At 41.9% G+C, this 26,830-nt stretch carries 20 protein-coding genes and 1 pseudogene; 7 read left to right on the top strand and 14 right to left on the bottom strand.

What is annotated here, in order from left to right:
* Positions 1-2,099, bottom strand: a 2,099-nt coding sequence (locus RMY27_RS19985) for a GAF domain-containing protein (RefSeq protein ID WP_322666123.1), incomplete at its 3' end; no start/stop codon positions are given.
* A gap of 232 nt (positions 2,100-2,331) precedes the next feature.
* On the opposite strand from RMY27_RS19985, the gene RMY27_RS19980 reads away from it, so the two are divergent.
* The gene (locus tag RMY27_RS19980) at positions 2,332-2,586 is read left to right on the top strand and encodes a type II toxin-antitoxin system PemK/MazF family toxin (protein ID WP_322666121.1); all 255 of its coding nucleotides are present in this window, start codon (positions 2,332-2,334) and stop codon (positions 2,584-2,586) included.
* A 111-nt stretch (positions 2,587-2,697) separates the two neighbouring features.
* Here RMY27_RS19980 and RMY27_RS19975 read toward each other — a convergent pair whose 3' ends face one another.
* A complete protein-coding gene (locus tag RMY27_RS19975; protein WP_322666119.1) occupies positions 2,698-4,407 on the bottom strand; it encodes an alpha/beta hydrolase in 1,710 nt (569 codons plus the stop codon).
* A gap of 508 nt (positions 4,408-4,915) precedes the next feature.
* Positions 4,916-5,839, bottom strand: a complete 924-nt coding sequence (locus RMY27_RS19970; RefSeq protein WP_322666117.1) for a DMT family transporter — start codon at positions 5,837-5,839, stop codon at positions 4,916-4,918.
* Positions 5,840-6,274: 435 nt separating this feature from the next.
* On the opposite strand from RMY27_RS19970, the gene RMY27_RS19965 reads away from it, so the two are divergent.
* Positions 6,275-8,290, top strand: coding sequence for a cytochrome-c peroxidase (locus RMY27_RS19965; RefSeq protein WP_416212358.1), 2,016 nt, complete (start codon positions 6,275-6,277; stop codon positions 8,288-8,290).
* A 307-nt stretch (positions 8,291-8,597) separates the two neighbouring features.
* Here RMY27_RS19965 and RMY27_RS19960 read toward each other — a convergent pair whose 3' ends face one another.
* The 4 genes from RMY27_RS19960 to eis form a co-directional block, all read right to left on the bottom strand.
* Entirely contained in the window at positions 8,598-9,905 is a 1,308-nt protein-coding gene (locus tag RMY27_RS19960; RefSeq protein WP_322666113.1) for a serine hydrolase, read from the bottom strand.
* A gap of 871 nt (positions 9,906-10,776) precedes the next feature.
* Entirely contained in the window at positions 10,777-11,130 is a 354-nt protein-coding gene (locus tag RMY27_RS35570; RefSeq protein WP_416211724.1) for a hypothetical protein, read from the bottom strand.
* Between the two features lie 36 nt (positions 11,131-11,166).
* Positions 11,167-11,412 carry a hypothetical protein gene (locus RMY27_RS19950; protein ID WP_322666111.1) on the bottom strand — a complete coding sequence of 82 codons (246 nt, stop codon included), beginning with the start codon at positions 11,410-11,412 and terminating at the stop codon, positions 11,167-11,169.
* 235 nt (positions 11,413-11,647) lie between these two features.
* A complete protein-coding gene (gene eis / locus RMY27_RS19945) occupies positions 11,648-12,826 on the bottom strand; it encodes a GNAT family N-acetyltransferase (protein ID WP_322666108.1) in 1,179 nt (392 codons plus the stop codon).
* 425 nt (positions 12,827-13,251) lie between these two features.
* Between eis and RMY27_RS19940 the strand changes: the two genes are divergently transcribed.
* Positions 13,252-13,572, top strand: coding sequence for a multidrug efflux SMR transporter (locus tag RMY27_RS19940; RefSeq protein WP_322666106.1), 321 nt, complete (start codon positions 13,252-13,254; stop codon positions 13,570-13,572).
* 180 nt (positions 13,573-13,752) lie between these two features.
* Here RMY27_RS19940 and RMY27_RS19935 read toward each other — a convergent pair whose 3' ends face one another.
* On the bottom strand, positions 13,753-15,417 hold the full coding sequence (locus RMY27_RS19935; protein ID WP_322666104.1) for an FAD-dependent oxidoreductase: 1,665 nt from the start codon (positions 15,415-15,417) through the stop codon (positions 13,753-13,755).
* Positions 15,418-15,481: 64 nt separating this feature from the next.
* A complete protein-coding gene (locus RMY27_RS19930) occupies positions 15,482-15,691 on the bottom strand; it encodes a hypothetical protein (protein WP_322666103.1) in 210 nt (69 codons plus the stop codon).
* A gap of 690 nt (positions 15,692-16,381) precedes the next feature.
* Between RMY27_RS19930 and RMY27_RS19925 the strand changes: the two genes are divergently transcribed.
* A complete protein-coding gene (locus RMY27_RS19925; RefSeq protein ID WP_322666101.1) occupies positions 16,382-17,266 on the top strand; it encodes a GNAT family N-acetyltransferase in 885 nt (294 codons plus the stop codon).
* 1,256 nt (positions 17,267-18,522) lie between these two features.
* On the opposite strand, the gene RMY27_RS19920 is transcribed toward RMY27_RS19925, so the two are convergent.
* From RMY27_RS19920 to RMY27_RS19910, 3 genes are all read right to left on the bottom strand, one after another.
* Positions 18,523-19,311 (bottom strand): alpha/beta hydrolase, encoded by a 789-nt coding sequence (locus RMY27_RS19920; RefSeq protein ID WP_322666099.1) that lies wholly within the window; start codon positions 19,309-19,311, stop codon positions 18,523-18,525.
* A 147-nt stretch (positions 19,312-19,458) separates the two neighbouring features.
* Entirely contained in the window at positions 19,459-19,794 is a 336-nt protein-coding gene (locus tag RMY27_RS19915) for a hypothetical protein (RefSeq protein ID WP_322666097.1), read from the bottom strand.
* A gap of 107 nt (positions 19,795-19,901) precedes the next feature.
* Complete coding sequence (locus tag RMY27_RS19910) at positions 19,902-21,239, bottom strand: hypothetical protein (protein ID WP_322666095.1); 1,338 nt, start codon at positions 21,237-21,239, stop codon at positions 19,902-19,904.
* Between RMY27_RS19910 and RMY27_RS19905 the strand changes: the two are divergent.
* Positions 21,227-21,364, top strand: a pseudogene (locus RMY27_RS19905) (transposase); the annotation flags it as partial. The gene RMY27_RS19910 and the pseudogene RMY27_RS19905 overlap by 13 nt on opposite strands.
* A 250-nt stretch (positions 21,365-21,614) precedes the next feature.
* On the opposite strand, the gene RMY27_RS19900 reads toward RMY27_RS19905, so the two are convergent.
* Positions 21,615-21,983 (bottom strand): hypothetical protein, encoded by a 369-nt coding sequence (locus RMY27_RS19900; RefSeq protein ID WP_322666093.1) that lies wholly within the window; start codon positions 21,981-21,983, stop codon positions 21,615-21,617.
* An 807-nt stretch (positions 21,984-22,790) separates the two neighbouring features.
* Here RMY27_RS19900 and RMY27_RS19895 point away from each other — a divergent pair.
* Together RMY27_RS19895 and RMY27_RS19890 are read left to right on the top strand one after the other, a co-directional pair.
* Positions 22,791-24,590, top strand: a complete 1,800-nt coding sequence (locus tag RMY27_RS19895; RefSeq protein ID WP_322666092.1) for a hypothetical protein — start codon at positions 22,791-22,793, stop codon at positions 24,588-24,590.
* Positions 24,591-24,865: 275 nt separating this feature from the next.
* Complete coding sequence (locus tag RMY27_RS19890) at positions 24,866-25,999, top strand: hypothetical protein (RefSeq protein WP_322666090.1); 1,134 nt, start codon at positions 24,866-24,868, stop codon at positions 25,997-25,999.
* 602 nt (positions 26,000-26,601) lie between these two features.
* Here RMY27_RS19890 and RMY27_RS19885 read toward each other — a convergent pair.
* Positions 26,602-26,781, bottom strand: coding sequence for a hypothetical protein (locus RMY27_RS19885; protein WP_322666089.1), 180 nt, complete (start codon positions 26,779-26,781; stop codon positions 26,602-26,604).
* Positions 26,782-26,830: the final 49 nt, after the last annotated feature.

Raw genomic sequence — 26,830 nt, 5'->3', positions numbered from 1 at the left:
CCTGCTCCCCTGCTCCCCTGCTCCCCTGCTCCCCTGCTCCCCTGCTCCCCTGCTCTCCTACTCCCCTGCCCCTCTGCCTCTTCTTGAGAAAAGTAGCCAATCTCAACCCATTGCTCTGCTTTCTCGTTGTATTTGAACGCATTTCCAAGCAGATTACTGAAGACTTCATTAACCAGCACTCGATCGCACAAAACTGTTGGTAAAGGCCGAGGAATGCGAATATCCATAAGCCCAGAATCTTGACGACTAGCACGAAAAATGTCGATTACTTGGTTGAGTAATTCGTTGAGGTCAGTTGCTTGCAAGCGCAGTTGTGCTTGTCCTAACTGCGATAACCGCAGCAGAGCATTAATCAGAGTTTCCATGCGTACAGACAAGGATACTACTGTTTGCAAGCACTCCATTCCGTCATCATCTAATACTTGGGCATAGTCTTCTAACAGTACTGTCGAGAAGTTATAAATGCCCCGCAAAGGTTCCTTGAGGTCATGGGAAGCGGCGTAGGCAAAGGATGCTAGTTCTTGGTTACTACGCTCTAACTCCAGGTTGATTTTAGCTAATTCATCCGCTTTCGAGAGTACAATACCAACGATCGCATTATTCAAAGCGATCGCACTGTCAAGTTCGCAAGCTTTCCAGGGTAGAGAAGTTAATCTAACCGTTTCTTGCCATTGTTCAAAGGATTTTCGGGGAGACAGGGTATAGCTACCGTCTGCCTGTGCTTGCATGGATTCTTGTGGATTTCCTGCCCAGTGTACCGTTTGAAGAACTTCAGGGCGAAACCAAAGGATATAATAGCGCCGAATTTTAGAAATCCGCAGTAGCAACAAGCCACTAGCAGTATCTTTAAATACTAGCGCCTCTCGGTAAAGCTTCGGCAGGGAATCAGTAGAAAATAGGTTGTCACTAACTTGAGTATCTGCCCATTCAATGAGTGCTTGAACTTCATTAATATTCGGTGTTGCTCCCACAAGGGTAATTTCATTATCCAGACAAACTGCCGCTCCAGAAGCACTAACAAGATCGAGCAAGCGGATTTCCGGTTTGATTAGGGCATCGATAAAATTGTCTGCTTGGGAAATAGACTCAAGGAACTCAGACTGTAGCGATTTGAGCTTTACTTTATAATCCCATTCCGAGTAACTAATTTTGTGTGCTAATTCTGAAGATGCAATCTGTCCCAAAAATTCACACATCTTGCGGACTTCGTAAGAAATATACTTTGGTGTTTGATGGTGACAGGATATTAATCCCCAAAGCTTCTGCTCTTGAATAATTGAAATCACCAAAAGAGCCTTCACTCCCATATTTTGATGATATTCAGTACAACACCAATCAAAACTCCGTAGCAGACAGTAGCTTAAGTCAAGATGCTGATGTGTTGTCGGATTTTCCGTTGGAACTAGTTTGACAGGTTCGGCAGTCAAATCGGGGAGAAATCTCAGAAAGCAGCGCGTGTATAACTCCCTAGCCTGCGCTGGAATATCTGTAGCGGGATAGTGGAGTCCTAAATAAGGTGATAAATCTTCCCGTTTAACTTCTGCAACCACAGAACCCGCTTCTGACTCGTCAAATTGATAAACCATCACTCGATCAAAACCGATGATTTTTTGGACTTCTTCAGCTACTAAATGCAAAAATTCTCCCAAATTCGATGTCTTTTGCATTTTAGCGATCGCTTCACTCGCAAAACTATGAAAGTTTAAGAAACTCGCCTCAAATTCCGAGTCAGTTGGTTCTAGCTCCAGAATCACAGCTTCTTCTGTACGATGAGCGATCGCATCAAAGTATATTTCCCCGTATAACGTATTTATTAATACTTTAAAAGTATTGGCGCTGCCAACCTTTTTTACTAAGCACTGCTTGACAATTTCTACTGGCTGAGGGCCAAGTAAATAGCTCAAAGGTTGACCGAGCAAATCTTCTGGAGCTTTGCACAAATACACTTGGGTATTATTGCTAACTTGTAATATCTCTAGCTGAGTACTGAGTGCCAGGAGAATGCCATGAGGTTGAATAGAGCCAGGTATGTGAATAGGTTTGCGATCGTGGTTAGTCAGGGCAGTAGCTTGGGCTGTAGTATATTCCGGCTGGCTCATAACTGAACTTATGTAAAGCTGGTTTTTACAATAGCGTAATTAAATGTCATATTTCTTTAAATTATATGCTGAGAAGTTGTGAGTGCGATCGCATATATATGTGCTGGTTATAGTTTTTACACTAATTAAGGTAAATGCAAATAACTAGAAGATGGTGTAATGGCGTGGCAAAGCTTCCATAACATAGCGAAAATACAAATGATAGTATATTCAAAGTAGATACGTAAAATAGGTGCGTCAAGCTCCAAAAGCGCCATTAAAATACAATCGAATGGCTTCTATAGTTCTAATTTGTCCAATTACTAATCAAAAAAAAGGTCTTAACTTTGAGGTTCCGCTTCCTGACGGAATGATAATCAGTGGCGTGGTGCTAGCCGATCAGATCAAATCACTAAACTGGAAAGCTAGAAAGGTTTTGTTTGTAGAGAAAGTTGAACAGGAGCTAATTGAAGAAGTCCAAGCAAAAATTGAGCCTCTAATTTTATAAAGACCCAAATAAACTCTACAGACGTAATTAATTACGTCTGTACAAATTAAATAAAAATCATTACATGTAGCAACGCAACACCAATATCCAACATCCAAAATCCGAAGCTGACTATGGTGTTGGGAACTTTTTTTTTACAAGTTTGGCTCCTTTAATATCCAGCAATTGTGCTAATTCGGTTGTATTCAATGACTTGACGAGACTCAAACCAAGCGACTTACTAGAAATGCTTTGAGTGTAGGCAGCGTTCAGGTAGGGTGTGTATTGCGGCTTGCCTGCAATGTATGTTTGGAAGAAAGGTAAACTTAAAACATTCATGTAACGACGCGCTTGAGAAGCATCGCCAATCATATCGGCAGGTAATGCTACTTGTTGATTTGCAGGATTTGCATTGCCAATGATGGAGAAGTGTGTGCCACCAACAAGCATGACGAGATACTTTTGGGAATTCGCCAACCAGGAGAAAGGTAAAATTTGCTCGGATAAAGCTGGTGCAACTGTATCATCACTACTGCTGACAATCATCACTGGAGTTTTGATTTGACTTAAGCCAGCTTTGCCAAAAATCGAACTAGTAATGGGATTAACTGCGATCGCAGCTTTTACTCTCTCATCCCGCAGGTTATAATCTTTGCCAGACTTGCTGATGTTCAATTCTAAAGCGCGACACTGGAGCAGTAAAGACATATTCCAGGTATTTTGTAGTGCTGCTGGTTGACAGTCTTGTTTTAACTGCTCAAAGTTTATCTTAGCGCCTGCTAGGGCCAAGGCTGTGTAGCCTCCCAAAGATTGACCAAATACTCCAACTTGTTGCAGATTTAGGCGACCTTTAAACCGTGAATCAGATTGATTACCTTTTTGCAATTGATTCAATATATATGTTATGTCCATTGGTCGGTCTTGAAATTCACTTGGTTCTGCTACTTCAATGGCGCGTCCATTTAGCAGAGAACGCAATTGTTTCGCATCACTACCAGGGTGATTGGGAACAACGACAGCAAATCCGTAAGAAGCTAAGTGAGTGGCTAAATATTGAAAGTTACTGCTGTCTAAACCCAAGCCGTGAGAAATGACAATTACCGGTGCAGTCTTCTGGACATTGGGAATGTAAACATCAGTCAATAAAAGCCGATTGCGGGTTGAGTCGAAAAAATTCAGGGTGTATTTTTGCGACTTAAATTTTCCCGGAACCTTTAAATCGGGCAATTGCGAAAAATTTGGTTGGGAAATGCTCTCAGCTTCTATTTTAGACTTTTGGGAAACAGCTGCGATCGCCTGATGAGTTTGATTAACAAGTTTCTCCAATTCCGTAGCTATTTCAAAAGTCTCGGCGACATCAAGGCGAATGCTGCTGGTGGGATATTTACGCAACACATTTAAAAGTGTCAAGCCTCCCGATTCTCCAGAGGCTAAAATTAGCGCCGAACGCAAAGTACTCAATCCTAGTTCTGGCTGATTGGTTTTAATCACTTGCGCCAATCGATGCAGTAAAAATTCTCCTTGGGGTGTGTAGAGAAGTTGCGAAACTACTATTGGACTAACTTTCACACGATTAAGCAAAATCCGCCGCAATTCTTGAAGCTGTTCTAAAGGCAGATATCGCTGATAGGCTGCTAAGTCTTCGTTAATTACACCTGTTTTGGCGTAGTTCTCTAAAGTCCTGACTGAAATGGAAAGCTCCAAAGCTGAATAAGATGCATAAATCCGCTCTGCTGCCAAGACAGAATTACTAATTCCAAATGTTGGCAGCACCATTGAAAGAACCAGCAATAAAGAATTTTTTCTGAGGGTGCTGGCCCAATTACCAAACAAACTATTCATCGCTCAACTGTTTCGGTGGTCTGGTTTTATCAAGTGTTGGCTTTGGTAGTTATTCGGGCGCCCTGCTTGGTTTACTTAAAGTTATTAGCCTCAATTGTATCAAAACAGAATTTAGGAGTCAGTAGTTATAATTCACGATGAATTAATGTATGACTTGCGAATGTAGCTGGCTGAAAATAATGGGGATAAATGGGTTTAAAATATCCACTAAATCTGAGATTTAGTAGCCAAAAAAAGTAGCGATACCCAATGCTCTAGTAATTTATTCTGACTCCTGAATTCTGATTTTTGAATTCTTTTTCAAGGTTTTTTCGGCTATAAAGTCAACAATCAAATCCTACAAAGTCACGCAGATGGGTAAAGTATCCGGCTGACTTCAGTAGTTTGCCTTCACTATTAAATCATAACAAATAAAAAATAGTCTGCCTCAGTATTTATGTTGTAGCTTTGAAGATTGCACAAATTAACTAGATACAAAACCTAGTGAAAATCCTGAAAAACATGGCATTTAATCAGCTTTTCCCAAGGCGATCGCTACTGAACCTGTAACTACTAAACCTGCTCCAAATATTGCTATGAGTGTGAAGTGTTCTGGTGGTGTCCAAGAAGGTGCAATAACTGATACAACTGCGACTGATATTAATGTCACAATGGGAGCTAAAGCTATTACTGCACTTACTCGTGATGCTTCCCAATGTTGTAATGATTCAGAAAAAGCACCGTAAGCGATTAAAGTATTCAAGGCACAAAAAATCAACATTCCTAAATGGAAAGCATCAAGTATAAAAAGTGATTTAATTTTGGCTAGAGGAGTGAATAATAAAGCACAGCCCCCATAAATTATCAACATGATGCTGGTAGAAGGTAAAGATTGTAATAATTGCTTTTGTGCCAAAGCATAAATAGCCCAAGCCATTGCTCCTAGCACAATTAAAGCACTACCTAGTATATATGTGCCATGTGCTGTAATTAAATTCGTTAGTTGTTCGCGAAAAAATAAAAGATAACCACAAATCATGACACTAACGCCAATCCATTGAGACAGCCGATAACGTTCTTTAAAAATTACTAACCCTCCAAAACCTAATAAAAGGCTAGATAATTGAATGAGAACTTCAGCGTTAGCAGGCGATGTTAATGCTAAACCTTGGGTAAACGAGAAATAATTAATCCCTAAAAATATTGTCGCGATCGCTAATAATTTTCCCGAAGCAGAGCGCAGTTGCTCTAATTTTGGTAATTTGCCGCGTATCCCTAAATACACAGCAAGCAATACAAATGATACTAAAAAACGAAACCAAATTACGGTATAAACATCAAGTACTTGTAGAATTACTGCAAGGGCAATAGGTAAAATTCCCCATAACAAGACCGTCAATAGCGATAATGTTAGCCCTAAGCGCCACCGACCAGAACTTTGATGTAGTAACATTAAAATATCCAAAAAGTACGACTGATAAGTAAGTTATATCTAATTTAAATATCTAAACATTTTATCAAACTCTTATCGATAAAATATATTTAATAGTTTAGTTAATGCAAATTCAATCTAGAATAATCAATTTATCCAACTCAATATATGATTCATAGCCCCAAGAGGGTTTTTTGTGTTCACGTAAAATTCGTAATTTGCATGTTCATTTTACATGAATATTAATTTTAAAACTTCCTCGGAAATGTATACTTTATCTCGGTGTTACTTTATAATACAACTATGGGGATTATACCCATAATCAGCTTAGTAATCTTTACGACTGCCTTATCTAGTTACTTATTGCTGACCTCAAGAGGTCGATTTTTGCTCAAATCTTTGGTGACAAAAATAAAGCAGCAAGAGTGGAGATTCAGATATGACAAGCCTAAGTACTTGAGATCGAAATTTTCAAGGACTGTAACAATTGCTGCTATTATTCTGGCAGCAATAATAGCCGGGAATACTGTATCAGTAGGGGTTACAGGCCCATCCCCAATTTCTCTCAAAAGCTTATCGGTTCCAGAACCTGACAATCTTGGAGACTTCGTAAGAGACAAAACAGCTGCAATCAAATTAGGAAAGACTCTTTTTTGGGATATGCAGGTTGGGAGTGATGGAAAGACCTCCTGTGCTAGTTGTCATTTCCACGCTGGAGCTGACAATAGATCCAAAAATCAGATTGCTCCTGGGCTTTTGCGGGTCAACGCCGACGGTACAGAGAATCCAGATTCAGTTTTTAATGTCGGCGGACTACCAAACTATCAGCTCAAACCAGAAGATTTTCCTTTCCACAAGCTGTCAAACCCAAACGATCCTAAGACTGTTATATCTGACCGTAACGATGTCAGTTCTTCTCAGGGGATTTTCAATACGAAGTTTGTGGATGTTATACCTGGGGATGCAGAAGACAAAGTTACAACCGAGCCAGATTCGGTGTTTAACGTAAAAGGTATCAATGTGCGGCGCGTTGCGCCGCGTAACACGCCAAGCGTGATTAATGCCGCATTCAACTTCCGCAACTTTTGGGATGGAAGGGCACAAGATATCTTTAATGGGGTGAATCCCTTAGGTTTAAGAGATCCTAACGCCGCCCTCGTCAAGGCTATAAACCCAATTCGTGTAGAATTTGTAAAAGTCAGCCTAAAGAACTCGTCTTTGGCATCTCAAGCTGTCGGGCCGCCACTCAGTTCTTTTGAGTCATCCGCAGATGGTCGGACTTTTGAAGAAATTGGTGATAAGTTCGGGGGGGTTAATCAATTCGGGCGAATTGACATAACACCTCTGAGGATTGATAAGGGTAAAAAGCTCCCTCGAAAACTTGCGAAAAAGTTATTAGCTCTTAGACCGCTAGCTAAACAGATTGTGCATCCACAAGACAGCGTTTTAGGTAAAGATAGTAGATCGCCTCAACCTGGACTTAAAGATGGAACCTACACTCAGATGATTCAAGACGCTTTCAAGCCGGAGTGGTGGAATTCTAATCGACTCATCCAAGTTGACTCTGACGGTAAACGGACTATTATCAAGAGGCCCGATCGCTCTTTGAAGACTAATGAGTACACATTGCTAGAGTACAACTTCTCGTTATTCTTTGGTCTGGCAGTTCAGTTGTACGAGTCTACACTCATTTCCTACGATACGCCCTATGATCGCTACTTGGAAGGAAACACCAGCGCCCTAACTGCGCAGCAGCAACGAGGGAAAGGACTGTTTGAGGGCAAAGCTCTGTGTATTAGTTGCCACAGTGGATTAGAATTAACAGCTGCTTCAGTGAGCAACGTGGCTAAAGAGGGACGAATCAAACGTGCGCCGTTCGGGCCAAAATCCCCTCAAGACACTGGTTTCTTCAATATCGGTGTCAGACTTGCCACAGAAGACCCCAGTTTGGGTGGTAATGACGGTTTGCAGAATAACGGTCAACCTAATCCGCTTTCAGAGGCACGATTAGCTCAGTTGGGTAAATTTAAGGATCTCCTTGGCGAAAATCCCCCAACCCTTAATCCACCGTTGAATTCTAGTGAAGCTGTGTTTGCAAATGGAGCTTTCAAAGCACCTGGACTTCGCAATGTGGAACTAACTGCTCCCTACTTCCACAATGGAGGTCAGGCGACTCTAGAGCAAGTGATTGATTTTTATAATCGTGGTGGTGATTTTGGATTACTTCCGCCGCTCAAGCTCTCACCAGAAGAAAAACAGGAATTGGTCGCCTTTTTAAAAGCGCTGACTGATGACCGAGTTCGGTTTGATAAAGCGCCCTTTGACCATCCACAATTGTTTATCCCTAATGGACATGTGGGTAACACTAATTACGTTGTCAATGACGGCACTGGTGAAGCTACAGATGACATAGTGGAAATTCCTGCTGTTGGTAGGAGCGGTAATAGTGGTACACCAAATTTCCTGAGTTAATCTCATTTCACGACGAAATACCTGAATACAGATAGATATGTAGGGATGTACAAATGTACGTCCCTATTTTTGCAATTTAGTGCAATTGCGAAGTTCGTAGTGAGGGCTTTAGCCCTCAAACCAAGGACTAAAGTCCTTACTACAAACTTATTCACCCTACTCAATGCTGAGTAGTGAGTACCTTGACTGAGAGTAAATTACTCAATACTCAGCACTCAGCACTCAGCACTCAGCACTCAGCACTCTTCAAACTGTGATGATCGCTTGACTAACGAGTGCGTAGGCGTAGCCCGCACTTCGGCTGCGCTCAGTGACCACCGGAGGCATCGCCAAGTATTGGTTGTATATTGCTAACTTTGGTATTTTCTAGGTAATTATAGACTCTTCTGGAAACTTCACGAACAAAATCACCTGCTCTGCGATCGTGGTTTGGTCTTTGCACCAAAACACCTGCTAAATAGCTTTTTCCATTGGGCATTTGAATAATACCCGCATCACCAATAATAAATCTCAATGTACCAGTTTTGTGGGCAATGGTAGCTCCTTTACCAATACCGGCTGGTAGCAAACTATTAGTTTTAACACGGCGCATGATACCTAAAACTTGATTGCGGCTAGTTGGAGATAGCAAACGATTATTAGAAACTAACGCCGCCAATCTGACCAAATCTTTAGAACTAGTTGTATTTTTGCCAGCGAGGTCTGGAAGTAGATTCTGCATTGCTGTACTTTGCAATCCCCAGCTACGAAAACGTTGGCTAACTTTTGCTGCACCACCCAAGCGATCAAGAATCAAATTTGTGGCTGTATTATCGCTAATTGTCATCATCAAGGTAGCAGTTTGGAGGACGCTAAATTTAGTGCCGATGGGTTTGTATTTCATCGTTCCAGCTTCACCAACCCTTAAATCGCGCCGCATCACTAATTTATCTGTTAGTTTAATTCTACCTGCGTCTATTTCTTGGAAAAGAGCCACTAATAAGGGAAATTTGATTGTACTGGCAGCAGCAAATCTTTTTTCACCATTAATATCTATATAGTTTCCTGTATCTAAATCTAAGAAAAATATTCCCGGATTCAACGATTTATAACTTGCTAACAAACTGCGAATCTGAGAAGTAATACCAACCATCTCTTGACCAAGATTCACAACTCCAGCAAATGTCGATGCATCTGTGGATCTGATGGCAATATCTTCTTTATTTTCTCCAACAATGGGATTATTTTGGCGGTTAAATGAATTGAATTTGAAAATCCAATGAGAACGGGAATCTCCTTTAATTGATATATTTTGGGAAGTAACATCATAACCAGGAGCTAACTCGACGACAAAACGAGTGGTTTGAGAGTCTGGTTTGCCGAGGCGAATTTCTTTCACTGCCTTACCAAAACTTCGTTTAACAGTATCGGAATTAAAATTAGTTCTAGGTAAGTCAATTACCAATCGATTAGGATTATCTAATAAAAAGGCTTTTGGTTGTATTCCCGCAGTGGTAGTTAGGTCTAATTGGTTTTGGCTAGAATCATAGTACCAAGACTGTAATTGTGAGGCTTTAGCTTGTCCTGCAATTAGAACCAAACTGCTTAAACCAATCGCCAGTAGATGTGATTTCATGTTGTGATTGTGGGTGTGCAAGTTAGGAGCAACTAATCAGCTTTACTTAGATTTTTTTCTGATGATTGTGCTGAACTTCCGGAGAAAAAGTCATAAATCCCGTTGAGTTATTTTTGGAGATGATATTTGGGATTAGATAAGCACGATAAATCATCATTACTGATTAAAAGTAAATCGCTGACAGTTTTATTTGTGGTGTGAGTTGACAATAACAGAAATTGTTAATCTAGCGGAAGGACGAGCGAAGGATTAATTATGTTTCCAGCTTATGTTTTGTAGAGAGAGAAAGTAAAACCCATTCACTAAAACCCACCTACTTATATATATTTCGCGTAGGGGCGGCACTGCCCATACGTGTCAACTTAAGTGAAACCCTTGTAATGGCGTGATATTCAGTTCTCTGGCTTCCCATCACCATCCGCGTCATCCCACCCTAACCCCCTTAATCCCCCCAATGAACCTACGGTGTACACACAAGTCGAAAAAAGCTTGATTTTCCATTGTTTTCTCGTTGATCTCGTTCCCATGAAGAGCATGGGAATGCCTGATTTAGAGGCTCTGCCTCCAGTCAGATATTGAGTCTCTGACTCAATGAATGCATTCCCAGTCGGAGACTGGGAACGAGGAAAAACAGGAAAGTCTTATCAAGCTAGGTTTTTAGGACTTGTGTGTACACCGTAGCCCAATGAACGGGGGGAAACAAGAAATCTAGTTCCCTCCCCAATATATCGGGGAGGGTTAGGGTGGGGTAAAACTGACGCAAAAACCAGGTGAGTAAACTATTTCAGACTTGTGTATACACCGTAGCCAACTCAAAAGGAACAGACTTGAACTTTAGTTCAACTCAAGAAAGGTTCGTTGGCATCTCACATTAAAAAAAATCAGCCATCCAAGGAGAACTACCTGCAAATATTTGCGTAGCTGCTGAAATAGCTGTTTCTGTTCCATGCAGTTTTCCAGCTATTTGCAAATAGTAGGGAGCGAACAAACTTGTATGATGAATGTGCCAAAAAGTATCGTGGGTTTTGCCAAAGGTATAAACCGAAACTAAAAAAAGCCAGCAAGTCCTACTGGGGTAGTAAGCTGCTGGCTGGTCAGAAGGTTCACAAGGGCAAGCACAAATGCTCACCTGGTCAACTAGCATTGCCAATTTGCAATATTGGGCAGTGCCAGGTATCGGAAAGCCCCGAACTAGCAGAAGTGGTACAGAAATTTGTTCTAGCAAATCGAGGTTGTAGGTTTGATGTGCGGGTGTGAGCTATTATGTATGGGTGAACAACCCAACACACGACCCGCCCCCCAATTTCGGTCGGTGGTAGAAATTATTGTAAATTTCACACAGTAATTTGTCTCGTAAGGTGACGCCAGAAGGAATCGTCTTCGTCGTCGTGACGCCACCCCCTACTACGTTAATAGCTTCTCCGTCTGATAGTTCCTCCATTGCGACTGGAGCTTGCAGGTTTTTTTCTTTGTCAGTTGTTAGAGCTTTGATTATTTTGCTGATCATATAAATCCTTGTACTCATCAAGTATCTTATGACTGCTTTCAGTATGTATCAACTAAAACTGGATTATAAAAAGTTGATACGAAATTATACTTTATTTCACAAAGCGAATTAAATGGAAACGGGGTAAATACGGATGAGTTGTGAGCTATTTGTTAAAACTGACCCTCGACCTAAGGGAAAAGAAGAACAGACTTGAACTTTAGTTCAACACAGGGAAAGGTTCGTCAAACTCACATTAAAAGAAATCGGCCATCCAAGGTGACGCACCTGCAAATATTTGCGTAGCTGCTGAAATAGCTGTTTCTGTCCCATCCAGTTGTCCGGCTATCTGCAAATGGTAAGGGGTGAACAAACTTGTATACAATGGTGCTAATACGCGGACATCTAACTGCAATTCACCCTTCCCACCTTTTGTAACTTCACCGCGTCCATTGGCGACAGAAAGGATGAATTTACCATTGTTTGCATCTAGCAAATTATCTTGAATGTCTAAGTGCAATTCAGTTTCAATTCCCGATGGATAACCCCGCATCTCCAACGCCTTGACTACATCTACTACCCGCAGCATCCAACGCATCGTATTCTTAAGCTTGGCAGTTTGCTCTGGTAGCAGTAATGTCAAGGAATCAATTGCAGAACTCCTCCATTGCACGTGTTCAATTTGGGAGCGATGACTGGCAAGAAAAGACCAGAATGTCTGTGCGGCCGCAGTTGTGAGAATTACCCAATCTTTGATTCGCAGGATTGCGCCATCCTCTTTTGAATGTTGGCTGAAGAGGATGTAACCTTCGGGTTTATCTTTTGTACCGATAAAGTATGCGTAAAATGTTTCCTTCTCATCTGGTTGAATTAACCGCTCCCAGATTGCGGGATGTCGGTCTAAATATCCATGCGTTTGTCTCGCCTGCTGCTGATATAGTTGATGAAAGACTTGATGATTGATATTCACTATGGGTTGCAAAGGTAGAGATTGCTCTCGCACTTGGATATTCCTAGTAGCAACTTCCCAATTACACCAGCTACCCCCCTGCTCATACCCGACTTTTCGATACAGAGTTTGCACAGCTGGATAAAGAGCAGAGAGCGGTATACCTCTAGCATAAAGTTCCTTGAGCGTCTGCTGCATGAGAGCGATCGCAGCTCCCGAACCGCGATATTCTGGAGCAATACCCACTGCGGCGATTCCTGTCATTGGTACACGCACACCACCCCACCACTGACCCATATCCAGAGTTGCCAATCCACCAACTAATTGCCCAAATCCCCGAATAATACGGAAATTTTCTACGCCAATGAGATTAACATAAGCTTCCTCGCCACCAAATCCGCTGATGAAACACTGCTCAAGGATATATATTAGCTGCTGAATATCCTGTGGATCGGCAAGAGTGCTGTATTCAAATTGAGCCGTCATCTTTCATACCATTAGTAGGACAAAAACACAATCACACTACAGCAGATGTTGCCCTAATACTTGAGCAATTTCATCGCCATAAAGCCCCGGAATCAGCCTCAATTATACTACTGCACGTTTGGTTTTAAATGTTGGATTACTTGTATCGCAATATGTTCGATTAAGGGTTATTGGTCTAGATAATTAGTCTTTCAAAAAGCGATAAATCGCGTCTCTATATAAGGGTTTTGTTGGTCTATCTGAACTGTATTTCCTTAGATCGTTTCTTTGTGAAACTGCATATATTTGCCTTCGCTACACCTTACTTCCAAAGCATCTTCATGGAGAATTGATATTACACTTGTAAAAATTTTTCATTATTTACTTCAGGAGTGTTTATTCTATTTTTAGGGCGAGTTGCTCTTAACAAACCATTTACAAAAAATATGTCAACAAGTTGGATTTACCTTATATTAGCAATCCTCTTTGAGGTTTCAGGCACAACTTGCATGAAATTATCGGAGGGATTTACTAAAATAGTTCCTTCAGTATTAATATTTGTCTTCTATGGACTTTGTTTTACTTTTTTGACCTTTGCCCTCAAGAGACTTGAAGTAAGTGTCGCCTATTCTGTCTGGGCTGGATTAGGAACTATTCTAGTAGCTCTTATTGGTATTATTTGGTTTCGGGAATCTGCCACATTCATCAAACTTGTGTCGATCGCCTTAATCGTCATCGGGGTGATTGGGATCAATGCAAGTCAGTAGACCTCTTGCAAAAAGCACTTTTGCAAGAGGGGGAAAAGGGTAAAGGGGAAGGGGACAATACAGAACCTTTTCCCCTTCCCCCTTCCCCTTTTCCCGACTTATGCAAGAAGTCTAGTGAAGGGGCAGGGAGCAGGGGGGAGGGTTTGCAGATTTTATGCAGGTTAGTATTGGCTGCTTTAGCTAAACATTACTTAGGTAGCGGTGAACGAATTGAATGGCGATCGAACCTTCTCCGACACCGGATGCCACCCGTTTAATTGAGCCATAGCGGACATCTCCGGCTGCGAAGATTCCGGGAATGTTGGTTTCTAATAAGAAAGGAGACCGTTCCAAAGGCCAACTACGAGGAGATTTGCCATTATGCACTAAGTCTGGCCCTGTGATGATAAACCCTTGAGCATCGCGGTGAATAACACCATCGAGCCAATCAGTTTTAGGGCTAGCACCGATGAAAATAAACAGCGATCGCGCTGGCACGGTTTCGGTTTGTCCAGTGTTGGCATGGGCGATCGTAATTGCTTCTAAATATTCTTCTCCCTTGACTTCTACGACGCTGCAACCCGTGCAAACTTGGATATTTTCAGTGGCGGCAATTTGGTCAATTAAATATTGAGACATACTCAATGATAGTGACTCACCCCGCACTAACATAATCACTTTGCTGGCATACTTAGAAAAATGCATTGCTGCCTGTCCAGCAGAGTTTGCCCCGCCTACCAAGTAAACCTCTTCATTGGTGCAGGCGATCGCCTCAGTCATGGCAGCACCGTAATAAATTCCCGCTCCTGTAAGCTTCTCGGCTCCTGGAACATTTAACCAACGGTAAGAAACACCGGTTGCAACTAAAAGTGCATGGCAACTAATCTCGCTACCATCTGCCAATTGCAGAATCCGATAAGGATCTTCCAGTCGAACCCCAGCTACTACTTGAGGAGTGAGAATTTCTACCCCAAATCGCCGCGCCTGAGTGACTCCTCGCCTTGCCAAATCAGTGCCACTTAAGCCAACAGGAAACCCCAAATAGTTTTCAATCCGCGAACTCGTACCTGCTTGTCCTCCTGGCGCTTCACGCTCAATTAAGACAGTACTTAATCCCTCAGAAGCGCCATAGACGGCGGCTGCCAGTCCGGCAGGGCCAGCACCTACGATCGCTAAGTCATAAAAGGGGCGCTCTGCCTGAGTTTGCAGTCCAATTTTGGCGGCAATCTCTAAATTAGATGGTTGAATTAACCGGGAACCATCGGGGAACAGCACCAATGGCAATTGCTGTCTGCCGTCAGCTTGGGCATATTCCACTAATTTTGCGGTATCCGGCTCCAGTTCAATATCTAACCACTTGAATGGAACCTGGTTACGTGCTAGGAAATCTTTCACCTGATGTGAAAAAGGCGACCAGCGATTACCAATGACTCGAATGCCTTCAAAGGGTGGGCGGAATCCAGCTAGCCAGTCATCTAGCAAATCATCTAAAACCGGATATAGCCTTTCTTCTGGTGGATTCCAGGGCTTGAGTAAGTAATAATCAAGTCTGGCACTATTAATCGATTTAATGGCAGCATCCGTATCTGCATAGGCCGTCAACAAGGCACGTTTCGCATCGGGAAAAATGCCTTTTGCCCGTTCCAGGAACTCCACGCCTCCCATTTGGGGCATACGTTGATCCACTAGAAATAGAGCAACTGCTTCATTCCGCAATTTGAGTTGCTGCACTACATCCAAAGCCGTGATACCTGAATCTGCCCGAACAATGCGGAAGCGATCGCCATACTGATGACGTAAGTCTCGTGACACCGCTTGCAATACTTCTGGATCGTCATCGACGGTTAAAATTGCTGGTTTTGCCATAACTACTGTTACTTAACAATTGCAGTGTCTAGCCGTTATCTTCAAAAATCTGCTGTCAAAATATCTACTCTTTAACCAGTTGCTTTAAACGAAAGTATGCTTCTTCTGGTGTCAGTGGTTCCGATTGAGTTTCATTGGGTATATAAAATACCCAGGTATCGGGAAAGTAATGCACCACAAAGCTGGGAATCAAACCTAAGCTTACTGCTTGCTTGCCGAGTTTTTCAGTTTGTTCCTCTAAACTCAGTTGGTCATGAAATGAGTGTTCAGCCATACTTTTGCATCTCCCTGTACTTTCTTTGACCCTGGAAGAAGGTTCAAAACCAGCATTGCACGAATTTAGCTAAAGGTGATTTACCACCATGTTTTAGAATGAGCTTGAGAATATTTTGGTAGTCAACCTAAATAATTTCAACTATGCTTTCATAGAGAATCATAAAACTATTTTGGTCATCAGCAGTAAACCAAAAAGTTTTTCCCAAAGAGCGATCGCCAAATGCTTTGTAGTCTATGATACTTTTTTAATACCCAATATTCTAACTAGCAAACATAGTATAGATAATGATTACTTATAATTAGTTGATTGATGTGCAAAAAGTGTGCGATCAATTAATCGACTACCTTTCCTTTCAGGATTAGCTAGATCAACTAATTCATTGAAAAACGACAAACGTTCTACTTCCAGGTACAATAGTATTTTCAAAGCAGTGCTTCTATACTGATGGACTATTGAGAGCTTGCCCAATTGTTAACTGTTTATCTGTTGAGCGACTTAAAAACTCCCAACGAGACCTAAAAAAATTCATTTCAGCACTATGTAAGCTTCGCCATAATTCAAAGTTATTTGTTGACAAATTTCCTTGTTCCATCATTTTTTGTTACCAGCATATTTCTAAGTCAGAGGGATAGTGAGCGCATCATCTTAATGTCGTTGTGAACGGAACCCTTGAACCGATTTAAAATTATGGACAAAGTATTTGAACAAACATCTTTGGTGACGCTACGAGAAGGACGTCCCGACGACGCACTCCCTTGTGGCACCATTTTTTATCAAGCGTTCCGTGCTGTTGAGCAATATCACGGCTTGACACCTGACATTCCTTCTGCGGAATCTGGGGTTGGCAGGTTGACCGAACTGTTGGCGCACCCAGCGGTTTATTCGGTGGTAGCTGAGGCATCTGATGGGTGCGTCATTGGCAGCAATTTTTTGTGGGAAGCCGATACTATCGTTGGGGTCGGCCCCATTACGGTAGACCCCGCTGTGCAAAACGCGTCGGTTGGTCGGAGCCTGATGGAACATGTTTTACAGCGGGCAAAGGAAAAACAGTACGCTGGTGTGCGGCTGGTTCAAATCGCGTATAACAACTGCTCGCTTGCACTATATACGAAACTTGGCTTCGATGTGCGTGAGCCACTGGCGGCGTTTCAAGGACAGCTGCTCGGCTTGACGATACCCGGGCGCAGCGTTCGTCCGGCCACTGAGTCCGATATGAGTGCGTGTAATCAACTCTGCTATCACATTCATGGCCATGACCGGGCAGGCGAACTAAAGGCAGCTGTCGGGCGGGGTACGGCAACGGTCGTCGAGTATGATGGGCGCGTATCGGGTTACGCCACCGAAATTGGCTTCCTGGGTCACGCTGTTGGCGAGAATAATGAAGACTTAAAGGCGCTGATTACAGCCGCGCCTGCGTTCACCGGGAAGGGCTTTCTGCTTCCGATGCGTAATGCCGACCTGTTCCGCTGGTGTCTGAAGCAAGGACTGCGTATCACCGAGACCGCAAGGTTGATGAGCCTCGGACTGTACAATGAACCAGCAGGAGCCTTCTTGCCCTCCATCTTGTATTGATATGCAGCATCAACCGTACCGCAAAACCTAAAATACTAGAAACACTACCTTTGATTTTATGTCTCTCCAGATGTACGGAGTTTTTTCAGAAATCAAATACTAGTTTTATACTTCTTCTCGCTGTTCATCGCTCAGATAACTCTTTCTGCCTTGATAATTTAAGCGTAGTCCCAAAATTCCATATTCCTTATAGGCCAATACGGTTCAGTTAAGGGCTACTGGCAAAAATTTTGGGTTTTCAAGACGCGATAAATCGCCGTCTCTACAAGTGTTTTGGTCTTATCTGAACTGTATTTGCCTTATAGGCATTTTTCCAGCTTGTTATTGAACCAACTGACACATCTAAAATTGTACTGCTGCACAATGGAGCGACTGTACTGTTCAATAGGCGAAACTGTATCCCATTTTCCCTGAGAAATAAACACAGACGGTTTCCAATACTTGTCGGGTTTTGGGGAAAAGGGGAAGGTGGAGCCCCCTCTGGGGATAAGGGGCGGCAGGGTGGTTTCATACAAGCAGAGAAAAACTCAAACTGGGTTTCAAAGCCTCTCCCCCCGTGGGGGCAGGGCTGTTTCATTCCCCAAAGAGCTTTAAAAATCAAGGGTTATAGCAATTAAAAATTAGTTATTTTGTTACTAGCGTGCCGATGAAACCAACTATTTTACTGATATTTCAGTGCTTAAATATTCATCTCTTCGTCACGCTTACTTACAATTTTCTTGCTAACCATCTTGACAAATCCTGTTTGAAATGGAATGAATCAGCCCTGCCCGTGGGGGAGAGGAATGGAAGTGAGGGAAAAAGCTATGCCACAAAACGAGAAATCAAGACTTATGTATTTTTCTTTTTTCGTATGAAACCACCCTGCCTCTGGGGATAAGGGGCGGGGGGAAGGGGAAAGAAAAAACCTTTAACCTTTACCCTTTAACCTTTTCCCCAAACCCAATGCCGAGTTGAAAATGCACAAAGCGAGCAGTATTGAGACGGTTTCCCTTTTTGCCTGCCAGGAGCAATAAATCTTGGTCAGCAAGAAGGGTGTAGGGGAGACAGCATTGAACGGGGCTTAAAACCTCGACCAATGCAATTGTCTTAAAAGACGAGGCTTCTATCTCACCATGAAAGTTGGGGCTACTTCTTCGCCCACACCCTACACCCGGAACCTGCAATCCCGCCCCAACAGAGCTTGGTCAAAAGGGGCAAGGGGGCGGTGGGAACAACTGAGACTGAGCTTGTACTTTGCCCCAGTTCAAGCTGTATCAATATTGCTCAAGTTGACAAATAAAATCCAATATAAGTGATGTAAATTTCTCAGGATACCAGAGTCCCCATTCGTGGAAACCTTCTTCTACAGTAATTAATTTAGAGCCTGGAATACTTGCCACCATTTCTTGAGCGTTACTTAATGGTGTAGTTAGGTCTTTTTCTGACCATAATAACAAACAGGGAGCTGTGATTTTTGGTAGCAGATGGTTGATATTTTCGTATACAGAAATTAGCAATCCTTGAATGAGATTTCCTGTATTGAATAACAAGTTATAGGAGAAAATCAAAGGAATATCAACTAATTTCAATTTACGTCTTGGGAGAAACATTTGAGCTGTCATTTCGATTGCCCTCCGCGGTATCATCTCTGGTATAGATGGCGCGGGCAGCCCGGTACTATCTACCAGAATTACACTTCTGACTTTTTCTGGAACAAGTGTAGATAAAGTAATGGCAATACCTCCGCCTAATGAGTGTCCTACTAGATGAAATTGTTGTAAATCCAAAACTTTCAGAAACGAAAGGAGACATTTGCTATAGCTAAGGTAATCGGGAAGTAGCCCAGAGTAAGTTGATCTCCTAAAACTGGGTAAGTCAGGAGCAATTATAGTATGGTGCTGTGCTAGTAGTTTCAACACTTCTTGATAAGGCTCAGTAGAGATTCCCCAGCCGTGTAGAAATAGGATAGGGATTGAACTCGACTCCAACCTACTTTGCTGATAAAAAATAGTGCAATCTTGTAAATCGACCCGATGATTAGTTAATTGGGATTTCAAAACCACAACCTCATTTACTATGACTTGGTAAATTACTTCTGCTGTGATGTAATAGTAGCAATCCCACAGAGTTGAGGAAACTTTCTCAAGGATTATATAAATATGACTTACACAAATTCGGAATTTGCAATTAAGAAACTTAAATTGTTACAGTTAAAGTACCTGTTCGCCAACGGGATAACAGAAGGAAGAACGGGGAGCATAGAAGCCAAAGGTAATTTCAAGCGGTCGTCTTGGTCGTGAAGTATAGACAGGATGGCTTGGTTGAAGGAACTCCAAATCAACAATTTGCCAAGGGGTAACGATCTCTGCAATACCAGGATAAACACCACTGAAGAATGAACCATCAACTTTTTTAGTGATGTATCGCAATTGACGCATCTGTGTCCATCCCCCCGATGTTCCTTGCAGTTTTCGATTTGAGCAAGTGGGCGAGATACTAGCTTCATCAATGAATAGAATATCGTCAGCCTGTAAATCGTTCGCCATCTTATACCTCCCGGTTCGCCGACAGTTGATCTGAATTTTTGAGCATCACTAGTTAACTACAAAAAATATACACTTTTGATGAGTGCAGTACTTAACTGAGAAGCACATTAACGATCAGTTTCAGACAGCTTCAGATTTTCCATAATCGTCTTTAAATGAGGTTCAAACTGCTCGAGGCTGGCAAGCTGTTTGAATGTATTACTTTTTGCAGCTGGCTCGTAGCCTGTAGTAATAATGTACAAATTCCGATTAAATGCCATATAGCTCACATACTTTTCGCGCACCTGCCCTGAGCGGTCTATACTCTTAAAGCCATACTTTAACCCTGGCAAATCACCAATTTTGACTTCTTCTGGTTGTTGCACCTGAACTTTGTAGGTTGTGCCATAAGTCGAAGTACGTTCTTTTGTAATCGTTTGGTAGTAATCTGCGATTACAGCCTTTAATGCAGTCAGTACCTTAGCTTTATCATTAGGATTGCTATAGGTGAATAGCCCTGGGACTAACCCAAGTTGTTCAAATTGGATTTGCAGAATGCGATAGTCAGTATACATCCGGCGTTGAAGTTCGACGCTTCCCACATCAAGTTTGTTGCGATAGACGCACAGGAAAGGATTCTGATAATTGCAAGGGCTGACATTCCATCCCGCAGGAGAAGAGGTTTTACCTAAAACCGACAGCCACGGATTACCTAATTCTGTTTGAGTATCGTACAGAGGGGTACCATCACTCGCTATTACTACATAGCGATATTGATGAAACGCAGTTCTTAAATAAGGCTTGAGTTGGGTAACACCATCAGCATTACGAACTGTGACTTCAAAGTAGCCACCTTCTGGTACCCAACCAATCCACCAGCTTTGGTTATATTTATCGTAGCCAACTGTTTCCCAAAACTTGAAGCGTGCTTTGCGCTCATCTTCGGGATGTATACTCTGGTTAACTTTGCGCCAAGTCGGTTGCCCCCAATTACGTAAAGCATCGCGTAACATCGGCAGTGGCATTGTTACCGGAGGGTGATTGAGATACCAACCATAGCGATCGCGCTCAGTCTTCAAGTAAGTACGAGTGCAGCCATTATATTGCGCCGAAACCAGCCGTTCATCAGCTGCGTAAACTTCGTAGGTTGAACCGTCTAATTGTAAAGTATTGAGAACTTGTTGTTTCTCGATTCCCGTTAAACGATCAAAATCTGGAGTCAAGGTGATGCGGCGATTTGTAATCGTATCTAAAATCTTTTTTCCAAAAAATTGATTGGGATCATTTTTGAGTTGGTTTGCACGTTGCTGTACTTCAGGGTTCACTTGTTCTGGCGGACGGCCAAAATGTGGACAGTTTGCCTGGGCTGGATGTGTCCCAATCCCTACATAAGCGGCGAGTAAGACAACTGGAAACAAAGAGTTCAGTATGTGCGATCGCATTTTGAGCTTCAGGATATATTTCACAAAATTTTTTTTATGAGTTATATGAACGAGGGTTCAAGTTAGTTACTAAATCTAAAAAGAACATGAAAAACCGCTTGGTAAAACTCATTAATAAAATTCTCTTACGCAAGCGTGCCGTGATTTAGTCAAGTTTTTGACCACTTGAAAAACCTGTGTCAGATAGAACATTCTCGCTAACGCAACGTTTTTAACTCTTCAGTAACCAACAATGCTTGATTAAGTTCTTTCGCTATGGCATTGAGAAAAGACAGATAATAAAAAACACTCTTTTGCCAAAAGTCCGCGCTCCGGTTAAGCAACATATTAAGCTTACGTGTAACTCGATGGATGGGCTTCCTACCTCAGCCCATCCTACGGCGCTTGAGTGCAAACGTCTTATTTCAGTTTGCAGGTTGCAGTAAGTTCTACATTGTAGAAATTTCCTGGTTTGGGATTAATTGAACGCAACTGCTGGATAAAAGCATTAAATGTTGTATTGCTTATGCCGAAGCCAGCTTCAGCACAAGCAGATAAACCTCCTTCGATAGGAATAGATCCGACCCTGGGACTATATACAATGAATTTATCGACGGTACTAGTACCGACTGCATACCCGATAACCTGGCGAACTGTTCGCAAAGCGGCATTATCTAAGGAACCACCAATACTGCCAATACTGATATTAACCGCACGACTTTCAGCCACAGCGGGCGCACTAATCGACAATACTGCCCCGACAATCATCAAACAGGTGAACTTCAACATTATCCTCTCCTCCAAAAAATTGAAAAACTAATAATTAGGTTTCGACATGGATGATTTACATCACAGACGCGAGCCATGTAAGGTTTTCAGACACTAGGGTGTGTGTGTAAACGGCAAAATCTGTGAACCTATCCCATGATTCTAAAAATCCCTACATTTTTTCGTAAAATGTGCTGAAAAACCTTAATTTTTCGTTGTCAGTTCTCGATAAGCTTAAGCTTTATGACACAAATATTATTAGTGGGATAGGTTCTAGTACGACAGAGAGTGTCCGCCTGTATTAGATGGTGTTCTCTACTATTGTGATTTGAATTTAAAGATAAATAGGGGAGAAATAGGGGAGATAATTGACCCTCAAACTCCAGCATCACACCACAACGCTCATCAATCGTTATGGTACTGAGTAAATCTTTAACTGATTCTATACCGTACTCCACCCGATCAATCGCCAGCCGAGCGTAATATTTAACCCGCTCCCAGTAATAATCACTGGGTATTGCTGAATGAAAATATGAATTAGGCGATCGCTAACGGGTCATTTTATTCTAAAGATGTCTTACCCGAACCACCATGACAACACATTTAAGGCCAACTCAATCATCTTGGTTAGTAAAGTTGAGTTACACAATATCCGACATATTCATGCCACACATCCACCTTTTCTGCAAGTTTTACATGCATTTTTCATACTTAGAGAATGCAGAAATGCGATCATCTGATTGCATAAAACTGCATAATTAATGTTGTTCCTTGTCCAAGGGTGCAGTTCTATTAGATACTCAAATAATCTATATGAAATAGCACCCAATGACGATCGCATACGGATTACACAAGTGTTTGCAGTTTGGATTGACAGAGTTGCTGGGCTGCTTAAGTGTAAGTCTCCTCATTAGCAAAACCCAGGCACAGCAAAGCAATATCGTGCCTGATAACACACTTGGCGCTGAGTCCTCTCAAGTTATAGGCAACTTTCAGGGACTACCTATAGAAGTAATTACAGGTGGTGCAACTCGCCAAATTAATCTGCCATTGTTGACTATTAATCCTTCAGTATTGTTATTTAATCAAATTCAAGCAAATGGAGGAATTATCAATCAATCCCAAGCACCTGCAGGGACAAATCTCATTGGTGAAGATGTTACGGGTTTGCGAGTTGCTGATGGTAAAAGTTTGCTGCTTGCTGGTGGAAATATCAATCTTGATGGTGGGAATATTCGCGCTTATGGGGGGAATATTGAGTTAGCAGGTTTGGCTGCACCGGGAAATGTGGGATTAAATATTGCGGGTGATAATCTGGGTTTAGTTATTCCTGAAAATGTGGAACGCGCTGATGTTTCGCTGAGTAATGGCGCAGAAGTTAATGTTCGCGGTGACAATGGCGGGAATATCACAATTCAAGCTCGAAATGTCAATTTGGCAGAAGAAAGTATATTAAGAGCGGGAATAGATATAGGTTTAGGTACTCCAAATAGCCAAGGTGGAGACATTACTATTAATGCCATAGGAGAGACAACGTTAATGGATGAAAGCGTCATCACTAATGTCGTGAAAGAAAGAGCATTTGGTAATGCTGGCGATATCAATATTGCAACTGGAACATTGACATTAAATAATGGTGGACTAATCAATGCTAGTCTCTTGGGACAAGGTAACGCGGGAAATGTAAATATTAATGCTCAAGGTGCTGTTACTGTTACAGGTAAAAAAGATAATTTAAGTGGAATTGGTAGCACTGTATTGACAGAAGCAACAGGTAATGGAGGTGATATTAACATCAAATCTACCTCTTTTATACTAAGCAATAATGCTTTCCTTAGTACTAATATTTTTGGACAGGGTAACGGTGGTAATATCAACATCAAATCTACCTCTTTTACACTAAGCAATGATGCTTTGCTTAATACTGGTATTTTAGGACTGGGTAATGGTGGTAATATATCAATTCAAGCATCAAGTTACGGTGTTAATAACGTGGGTAATAGTGGAGATATTCGTATTACTGCGGGTAATTTACTATTTAAAGATGGCGGTCAATTAAATGCTAACAACGATGGAGAAGGAAATGGAGGTAATATATTTCTTGATGTTGACAGGACTATTACTTTTGATGGGATTGGCGGCAATGGTTTATCTAGTGCTGCCAACACTTTTGCAATCAATGGTAACGCCGGAAATATTCAAATTGAAACAGGCTCATTGTTTTTGAAAAATGGTGGTAGCATGTCTTCTTTACTTGCTCAAGGAAAGGGTAATGGTGGAAATATCACCATTAATGCTCGTGATACCGTCAAAATAGATGGTGTCTTAAAGGATGTAACTTATAATATTGATGATCGCACTAGCAAAATTGATGATAGACGTAGCGGTTTGTCTAGTTCCTTGTTGTATGGTGAAGGTAAAGGAGGCGACATCGAAATTACAACAGGGTCATTTTCCATTACCAACGGTGCAAACATTTCTGGAGACACAGCTGGACGGGGAAATGCAGGCAATATCACCATCAACGCCCGCGATACAGTTTCCGTCATCAACGGTGCAAACATTTCTGGAAGCACATTGGGACAGGGAAATGGAGGCAATTCACCATCAATGCCGGCAATACAGTAGCTTTAGATGGTGGAGAAAATAATTTACTTACTTCCATAGGCACTAATGCGCTAGATAATAGCATCGGTAACGCTGGGGATATCCGCATCAACGCTAGAGAATTATTTCTAAAAAATGGTGCTACACTTGCCGCTTTTGGTAGAAATCAAAATAATGCTGGTAATATCTTTATCGATACGCGTGATGCCATTACCTTTGACGGAACCAACGGTAAAAATACATCAAGTGGTGCATATACTTTTGCTAATGGAAGCGGGAATGGTGGAAATATACAGGTGAAAACAGGAACGCTGACGTTAACAAATGGCGGTACAATCTTCACCTCTGCAAACCGGAATGCTGGGAATATTAACATCGATACCAGCGATGCTGTGATTATCGATGGTATTAGTGGCGCTTTTAGTTTTTTGTCTACTGGAGGTGTTGGCAAAGGTGGGAATATCCAAATAACAACCAACTCTTTAACACTGAGCAACGGCGGACAACTTGTTGCTGACAGTTTTGGTAAAGGCAATGCAGGTAACATTATAGTTAATGCTGACGATGCTATTCGCATTGATGGTGTAGGTAGTAATGGAAGAGCGAGCGCTGTTTTTAGTACAGTCAATCCAACAGCTGTGGGCAATGGAGGTAATATTACCCTGACAACAGATTCTTTATTTTTAAATCGCGGGGGAATCAGTTCGAGCAGTTTCGGGCAAGGGAAAGCCGGAGATATTAATATTAATTCTGGTTCCACAACACTTGATAGCCGAGCAGGTATTGGTGCAATAACTAACTCTGGTGATGGTGGAAATATCAATTTAACTGTTGATGATCTTTTACTATTGCGTAACGGTAGCCAAATTTCGACCACCGCAGGTACAGCGCAAGCAGGTGGTGATGGTGGTAACATCCATATCGATTCAAAATTTATCGTTGCCGTTCCCGAAGAAAACAGCGACATCACAGCCAATGCCTTTACAGGAACAGGTGGCAAAGTTGAAATCAATTCTCAAGGTATTTTCGGTATAGAGTCACGAAAAAAGCCAACGGAAAAAAGTGATATTACCGCCAGTTCCGAACAAGGCGTATCATCAGGTGTGATCAACATTAACGCACCTGATACTAGTTCCATTCAAAACGGCTTTACCCAATTATCTCCAGTTATTGATACCAATGCACTCATCGCCAATAGCTGCATTTCACGCGGTACTAAGCGACAAGAAAACTCTTTTACCATTACAGGATCTGGTGCTTTGACCACTAATCGTCCTAGTGTTTCGGTTTCGACTTACACAACTGGTGAGGTTAGAGGTGTAGAAACTACATCCCGTCCCTGGAAAAAAGGCGATCCGATTATCGAACCGACTGGTCTATATCGACTGAATAATGGGCAATTGCTATTGAGCAGAGAATGTTCTAATTAAGTTGAGTTCAAGCCTTTCCTTCTCTATCAGTGACATATTAAGGCTATGGTTGGTATCTGTGATAAAACAGTTTACCGTCCCCACGCCGATTGCATCACCACCTCAAGAGGTGTAGCAAAACGGGGCAAGCATCGCACAGTAAAACGAAGGAGTATTTTCTAACCCAAAAAGTAAATTGATTTATTGCGATCGCAATAAATTATCCCATCCATTCCACCCAATCGGGCGTTACGCCTACGCAATACTGGACTATTTTTAGGATTGGAGACAGATGGAGTGGAATTGTTACCTTTATTTGATGAACAATTTTTGCTTTAGCATTAGCAGCAATTTTACGGTGGCTTTTAGATAAGAGTATTGACTAAAAAACGTGTTTTCCCTAAAGCCTTACGCTTTGCAGAGAGAGAGCTAGGATGGAATCGTGTAACTATATGACACACATTAATTGGAGTTGAATCAATAAAACTAATTTCCGTAATTTCTCCTGTTCTTGTATTCAAAAAACAGCACAACAGCATTAAGCACCTTCACGTAGCGTCTCGTTGGCCTAGCTTCTCGTAGAGAAGAGAAGGCATTAATTCCACAAATCTGTTGTAGCTAACTCAATTGGGAAATGCTTTGCGCCAACTAGGAAGTACGTGCAATGTATAAAATTCATTAAAGGTTTGATAACCACTACCGTGAAAAGCGATAACTATTGTCATCACTTCTGATACGCACATCTGCGACTGACTGCGACGTTCTCCTATTGTCGATGGTAACTGTGGTATTTGCTGCCACAAGTTTTCTCATTGGTTACAGAAGTCATCTACATCACAGAAAATTTGTGTG

Source organism: Nostoc sp. DedQUE09 (assembly GCF_034530915.1).
GTDB lineage: Bacteria > Cyanobacteriota > Cyanobacteriia > Cyanobacteriales > Nostocaceae > Nostoc.
Note: the sequence above shows the minus strand (reverse complement) of the source record. Positions and strands in the feature narration are given on the sequence as shown.